This is a genomic window from Cyanobium sp. CH-040, assembly GCF_024346135.1.
Classification (GTDB): domain Bacteria; phylum Cyanobacteriota; class Cyanobacteriia; order PCC-6307; family Cyanobiaceae; genus NIES-981.
Genome location: NZ_JAGQCJ010000015.1, coordinates 59,651 through 66,228 on the forward strand (window position 1 = coordinate 59,651; position 6,578 = coordinate 66,228).

The following is a 6,578-nucleotide window of genomic DNA, read 5'->3' on the forward strand; positions in this document are numbered from 1 at the left end:
CTGTACGACTGGGCAAGGCTTACCACCCTTCCAGGGTTTCCTGGGCGGTGGGGGGCCGCAACCGCAGTTGGAAACGCTCGGCGAAACGGGCCAGCAGGGGCTGGCGCAGGTCGGCCGCGGTGAGCTCCGGCCTCCAGTCCGCCAGCCGACCCACCGGCCGGTCGGGGATACCGCAGGGCACGATCGCGCTGAAGCCCTCCAGGCTGCAGTCCACATTGAGGGCCAGGCCGTGCTGGCTGATCCAGCGCCGCGCCCCCACCCCGATCGCCGCCAGCTTGCGTCCCTCCAGCCACACGCCGGTCAGGCCCTCGATGCGTCCGGCCTCAAGGCCGAGCGTGGCCAGCAGGTCGATCACCACCTGCTCGAGCAGGCGCAGATAGAGGTGCAGATCGCCCCCGTGGCGCTGCAGGTTGAGCACCGGGTAGAGCACCAGCTGGCCCGGGAGGTGGTGGGTCACCTCGCCGCCCCGGTCGATGCGGTGCAGCGGCAGCGGTGGAGAGGCCGGATCGAAGCGCAGATGGGTGGTGGCGGCACCCCGGCCGAGGGTGTAGCAGGGCTCATGTTCCAGCAGCAGCAGGGCGCCGGCAGCGGCCGGGTCCTGCAGCAGGCGGCGCTGCAGCCGGCGCTGGGCAGCCCACGCCGCCGGGAAGGGCACCGGATCGACGGCTTCAAAAAGGATTGCGTCGGGCTTGGGGGCCGGGGTCACGGGTTCCTACCGTTGAGGTGTGAGAGCACCGGAGGCGGCTGCCAACTGATGAAACTGCTGATCCATGGCCGCAATCTTGAGGTGACCCCGGCCATCCGGGACTACACCGAGACCAAGCTCATCCGAGCCATCAACCATTTCGAGGGGATGGTGAAGGAAGCTGATGTGCATCTCTCTGTGGCCCGCAACCCGCGGGTGCCGCAGCAGATCGCCGAGGTGACGATGTTCGCCAACGGCACCGTGATCCGTGCCCAGGAGCGCAGCGACAATCTCTACGCCAGCATCGATCTGGTTGCAAGCAAGCTCGCCCGCCAGCTGAACCGCTACAAGGAGCGTCTGCAGGATCGCCACCAGGGACCCGTGCACCGCTCGGCACGCGACGAGGAAGCCGGCGCCGCCACGCTGCCACCGCCGGGCGCCAGCCTCACCGACGGCAAGGAGCCGGAGCTGCCCAGCCGCGGCGTGCGGCGCAAGTACTTCGAGATGCCGCCGATGACCCTGGATGAGGCCGTGCATCAGCTGGAGCTGATCGACCACGACTTCTACGTGTTCCGCGATGCGGAGACCGGCGAGATCCAGGTGGTGTATCTGCGCAATCACGGCGGCTACGGGGTGATCCAGCCCAAGGACACGTGAGCCAGGATCGGCCCGACCTGGCCCCTCTGATCGACCACGCCCTGCTGGATCCGCATCAGGGCCGGGACGCCGTCCAGCGCTGTTGCGACGAGGCCCGCCACTACGGCTTTGCCGGGGTGTGCGTGGCCTCCCGCTGGGTCTCCCTGGCCCGGGAACGGCTGCCGCGACCGGGCGAGGGCCGCGGCCCCGCCCCCAGGCTGGTGAGCGTGGTGGGCTTTCCCTTCGGGGCCATCCCGGCGGCGGTGAAGCTGGCTGAAGCCGAGGCGGCTGCGGCGGCCGGCGCCGATGAACTCGATGTGGTGCCCGATTTCGGCGCCCTGGTCGATGGCGACGGCAATGCCGTGCTCGGCGAGCTGGCGGCCATCTGCGAGCTGGGGCTGCCCGTGAAGGTGATTCAGGAGGTGAGCCGGCTGGCACTGGCCCAGCTGGAGCTGCTGGTGGAGATCAGCATCGACGCCGGCGCCAGGTTTCTCAAGACCGGCAGCGGCTTCGGTGGTGCGGTCAGCCCGGCCCAGGTGGAGCAGCTGCACCGGCTGGCACGGGGACGGGCCGCCATCAAGGCCTCGGGGGGCATCGCCGATCTCGAGCAGGCCTTCACGCTGGTGGAGGCCGGCGCCACCCGGCTGGGCACCAGCCGCGGGGTGGCGCTGATGCAGGCCCTGCGCTCCTGAGGCACCGGTGGCCGAGCTCCAGATGGAGGGCCTGGCCCTGAGCTGCAAGCCCCTGGGGGAGCGCGACAGGCTGCTCACCTTGCTCAGCGACAGCCATGGCCTCAGCCGTCTGGCGGTGCCCGGGGCCCGCAAGCCGTCGAGCAGCCTGGCGGCAGCCGTGCCGCTGACCCATCTGCGCCTGCAGGTGGCGGGCAGCCGGGGACTCAGGCGGATCCGGCAGCTGCGGGTGCTGCGCAGCTACGGCGGCCTCGGCCAGCAACTGGAGGCTCTGGCCGCGGCGCAGGCCCTGGCGGAGCTCTGCCTGGCCCTTGTCCCCAGCGATGCCCCGGCGCCTGGGATGCTGGGCGATCTGTTGATGCAGCTGGGACGGCTGGAGGACCTGGTGCGCGCACAGGGGGCGGCCCTGGAGGCCGTGGCGGTGGCGGTGCAGGGGTCGGTGCATCTGCTGGCGCTCGGCGGCTACGCCCTGCCGCTGGGCCGCTGCGCCCGCACAGGGGCGGCCCTGGCTCCCCCCGTCGGCGACTGGAGCTGGCGCAGCAGCTTTGTGCCGGCCGACGGGCTGGTGATCGGGGCCCTGCCCGAGGCCCGCCTGCTGCTCAACGCGTCCGAGGTGGCGCTGCTGCAGCGGCTGGTGCGGCCGGCACTGCCGCGGCGCCGGGACGGCGTGCTGATGGGCCCCGCCGCGGTGTGGCTGCGCCTGCTGGAGCTGGTGGACTGCTGGTGCGGGCAACACCTCGGACGGCGCCCGCGGGCCTTCCGCCTGCTGGCCGGCGGCGTGGCGATGGTGAACGAGAGCACGCCGTGAGCCAACCGCGCACCAGCGAGGGGAAGGGCACCGGCGTGAGAGCCGTGCTGGAGCAACGCGACTTCCGCTGGCTGTGGCTGGGGCAGATCTGCTCCCAGCTGGCCGACAAGTTCTACATCGTGCTGATGGTGTATCTGATCGCCCAGCACTGGGTGAGCAGCACGCCGGCGAGCAATCCGGCCCTGGCTGAAGCCGCCGGGGTGGTGGGTTTCGACCTGCCGGAAACGCGGGCCCAGATGATCACCCTGCTGGCCACGGGGGTGTATGCGGCCAACACGCTGCCGGCGGTGCTGCTGGGCACCGTGGCGGGCGCCTGGACCGACCGCTGGCCGAAGCGCAGGGTGATGGTGGCCTCCAACGGACTGCGGGGCCTGCTGGTCCTGTTCGTCCCCCTGGCGCTGCTCGACGGGCCTCAGTGGCTGGGGCTGGGCTGGGGCTACTGGGCCCTGCTGGGGCTCACGTTCCTGGAATCGGCGCTCACCCAGTTCTTCGCTCCCGCCGAACAGGCGGCGATCACCACGCTCATCCCCCAGACCCAGCTGCTGGCGGCGAACTCCGTCTATCAGACCACCAGCATGGCCACCACGATCGTGGGCTTCGCCCTGGGGGAGCCGATTCTGCTGCTGCTCCGACACGGACTGGAGCAGCTGGGGATCGCTGGAGGCGAATTTCTGCTGTTGCCCCTGTGCTACGGCTCAGCGGCGCTGGCGATCAGCCGCATCCGCCACCACAGCGAACCGCGCCGGCGGCATGAGCCCTCGCTGTGGCGGGAGATCGGCCAGGGGCTGGCCGTCTTGCGCCAGCGCCCGCGGGTGGCCCGGGCGCTGGCGCAGCTGGTGCTGCTCTACAGCCTTCTGGCCGCGCTCTACGTGCTGGCGATCAGCCTGGCCGCGGCCGTGCCCGGCCTGGGCCCCACCCGCTTCGGCGTGCTGCTGGCCATGAGCGGCCTGGGGCTGGCCGCAGGAGCCCTGTCGGTGGCGCAGCTGGCCCAGCACATCGGCCGACGGCAACTGGCCGCCCTCGGGCTCGGGCTGATCGGCTGGAGCCTGCTGCTGCTCGGTCAGCTGCTGGGCAACCTCACCTTCACGCTGCTGCTGTGCGCCCTGCTGGGGGTCGGCGCAGCCCTGCTGGCGATCCCCACCCAGACGACGATCCAGGAGGACACCCCCGCGTCCCTGCGCGGCAAGGTGTTCGGCCTGCAGAACAACCTCATCAACATCGCCCTGAGCCTGCCTCTGGTGCTCGCCGGAGCCACGGTGAGCCGCTGGGGGCTGCTGCCCGTGCTGCAGGTGCTGGCCGCATTGGCCCTGGCGGCGGCGGTGGCCGAGCGGCCCTGGCGTCGCTGGTAGCGTCGACGCAGCGCGCACGGATGCTGGGTGGCTCACATTGCCTGGCTGGGCAAAAAATCTCCGTTCTGCGGCAACGTCACCTACGGCCTCAACACCACCCATGCCCTGAGGGAGCGTGGGCACGGGGTGAGCTTCATCCACTTCGACACTCCCGCCGCCAGCCAGTTCGGCGTCAGCGACCTCCAGACCCGCTCTTCGCAGAGCGGTGCGGGTGATGGGGGTGGTGCCAACGATGAGGGGCAGGCCGGCGCAGGGCAGCTCGAGGGCCTCCACGAGCCTGGCGAGCTGAGCGCCGAGAGCGCCGAGGCTTCGCCGGATGTGGCCCTCCCCTACCTGCTGAAATCGCAGGTGTACACCATCCCCTCCCCGGGGGCCCAGCGGGAGCTGCGGGAATCCCTGGAGCGCCTGCAACCCGACCTGGTGCACGCCAGCCTCACGCTCTCCCCCCTGGACTTCCGCCTGCCGGATCTCTGCCAGCAGCTGGGCCTGCCTCTGGTGGCCACCTTTCACCCCGCCTTCGACTCCGGCTCGCGCAACCTCGCCGCCGGCACCCAGCAACTCACCTACCAGCTCTACGCGCGCTCACTGGCGCGCTTCGACCGGGTGATCGTGTTCTCCGACCTCCAGGCGGAGGTGCTTGAGCGACTCGGGGTGGCATCCGAGCGGCTGTCCGTGATTCCCAACGGCGTCGATGCCGACGTCTGGTGTCCGACTCCCGAGCCACCCAGCCTGGAACTGGCGGACCTGAGACAGCGTTTCCGCGACAGGCGGGTGTTTCTCTACATGGGCAGGCTGTCCACCGAAAAGAACGTGGAAGCCCTGCTCAGAGCCTGGCGGCTGGTGCGGCCGGCCGGCTGTGTGCTGGTGATCGTCGGCGACGGACCCCTGAGGGGTCTGCTGCAGTCCGGCAGCCGGGATGCCGATGTGGTGTGGTGGGGGTATGAGCCGCGTCTGGAGATGCGCGTGGCCCTGCTGCAGCTCGCCGAAGTCTTTCTGCTGCCGTCCCTGGTCGAGGGCCTGAGTCTGGCTCTGCTCGAAGCGATGGCCTCCGGCACGGCCTGCGTGGCCACCGATGCCGGCGCCGATGGTGAAGTGCTCGATGGTGGCGCGGGGATCGTCATCCGCACCCAGGGAGTCACCACACAGTTGCGCACCCTGCTGCCGGTGCTGCGCGATCAACCGGTGCTCACCGCCGAACTGGGACGGCAGGCCCGCAAACGGGTTCTGGAGCGGTACACGCTGCAGAAGAACATCGATGCGCTGGAGCAGCTCTATGCCGAGCTGGTGCCCGAATCGCGTTCGGTGGTCAGCACCCATTGAGGGACTGACAACAGGCGGCAAAGGCCCCCTGCGGATCGGCAGCGCAGGTGATCGGGCGGCCGATCACCAACTGGGTGGCCCCCAGCGCCAGAGCATCAGCGGGGGTCGTGATGCGGGCCTGGTCACCATGGGCACTGCCGGCCGGGCGGATGCCAGGGGTGACGATCGCAAAGGAATCAGGGAGGCCGGCGCGCAGGCCACGCACCTCATGGGGTGAACAGACGCAGCCACCCAGACCGGCTGACACAGCCAGATCCGCAAGGTGGCTGGCGTAGGTCTGGATCGGTGTCTGCACCTGAAGTTGCTCCTGGAAGGCCTGCTGCTGCCAACTGGTGAGCACGGTCACGGCCAACAGCCTGGGCGCGTCCAATCCTGCAGCGGTGGAACCCTCCACTGCTCCGCGCTGAGCGGCTCTCAGCGCGTCTGTGCCTGCACAGGCGTGGACCGTCATTAACTCCACGCCGAGGGCTGCGGCCTGCCGACAGGCGGCGGCCATGGTGGCTGGTATGTCGTGAAATTTGAGATCCAGGAAGATCCGTTTGCCAAGACCCTTCAGCGTCCGAACAACATCAGGCCCACCAGCGACAAACAGCTCAAGCCCCACCTTGACCCAGAGAAGCTCCCGGATCGAACCGGCAAAAGCCAGTGCAGAGTCAGGAGACATACCATCAAGAGCGACGATAATCTTTTTGGCAGGGTCCGAGACACCGGGAAAGGATGACACGCTGTTATCTCACACTCAGGCTTTGAGCATAGCCTTTTGCAGACTAGATGCCCAGAGCTAGATGCCCAGAGACTCCAGCAGGGGAAGCGAGGAGAGGAGTCTTCAACTCACACACCGTTCGCTCGAGCAATGACCCAGGGTTGAAGGACAAAACCCAAGGTCTTCGACGGCCAAGGGGCCCGTCAGAAATCAAGCAACAGGCCGATGCCAGCCCTGCCAACTCATCGTCCCTTGCAGCGTCCCGGCAACCGGCAACATCCCGTGCCGCCCACGGCTTCCACAGCTGCGCGCAGGGTCACAAGCTTCCCGTAGGGACTGGTGCGCTGGCCTCTCAAGATCAGCTGCTCTCACACCGCATGAACGCACT

7 protein-coding genes are annotated in these 6,578 nt (G+C 69.2%); 5 read left to right on the forward strand and 2 right to left on the reverse strand.

The window, feature by feature from the left end:
* Positions 1-19: 19 nt before the first annotated feature.
* Complete coding sequence (lipB, locus tag KBY90_RS12605; protein ID WP_254968990.1) at positions 20-706, reverse strand: lipoyl(octanoyl) transferase LipB; 687 nt, start codon at positions 704-706, stop codon at positions 20-22.
* 48 nt (positions 707-754) lie between these two features.
* Between lipB and hpf the strand changes: the two genes are divergently transcribed.
* The 5 genes from hpf to KBY90_RS12630 are packed head-to-tail and all read left to right on the forward strand — an operon-like array spanning position 755 to position 5,487.
* Positions 755-1,342 (forward strand): ribosome hibernation-promoting factor, HPF/YfiA family, encoded by a 588-nt coding sequence (gene hpf, locus KBY90_RS12610; protein WP_254968991.1) that lies wholly within the window; start codon positions 755-757, stop codon positions 1,340-1,342.
* Complete coding sequence (deoC, locus tag KBY90_RS12615; protein WP_254968992.1) at positions 1,339-2,013, forward strand: deoxyribose-phosphate aldolase; 675 nt, start codon at positions 1,339-1,341, stop codon at positions 2,011-2,013. Before hpf ends, deoC begins: the two co-directional genes overlap by 4 nt.
* A gap of 22 nt (positions 2,014-2,035) precedes the next feature.
* Positions 2,036-2,818 carry a DNA repair protein RecO gene (gene recO, locus KBY90_RS12620; RefSeq protein WP_254969008.1) on the forward strand — a complete coding sequence of 261 codons (783 nt, stop codon included), beginning with the start codon at positions 2,036-2,038 and terminating at the stop codon, positions 2,816-2,818.
* Positions 2,815-4,167 (forward strand): MFS transporter, encoded by a 1,353-nt coding sequence (locus KBY90_RS12625; protein WP_254968993.1) that lies wholly within the window; start codon positions 2,815-2,817, stop codon positions 4,165-4,167. Before recO ends, KBY90_RS12625 begins: the two co-directional genes overlap by 4 nt.
* Positions 4,168-4,194: 27 nt before the next feature.
* Positions 4,195-5,487 (forward strand): glycosyltransferase family 4 protein, encoded by a 1,293-nt coding sequence (locus KBY90_RS12630; RefSeq protein WP_254968994.1) that lies wholly within the window; start codon positions 4,195-4,197, stop codon positions 5,485-5,487.
* Here KBY90_RS12630 and pyrF read toward each other — a convergent pair.
* Positions 5,474-6,211, reverse strand: a complete 738-nt coding sequence (gene pyrF / locus KBY90_RS12635; RefSeq protein ID WP_254968995.1) for an orotidine-5'-phosphate decarboxylase — start codon at positions 6,209-6,211, stop codon at positions 5,474-5,476. The genes KBY90_RS12630 and pyrF overlap by 14 nt on opposite strands.
* Between the last annotated feature and the right edge of the window lie 367 nt (positions 6,212-6,578).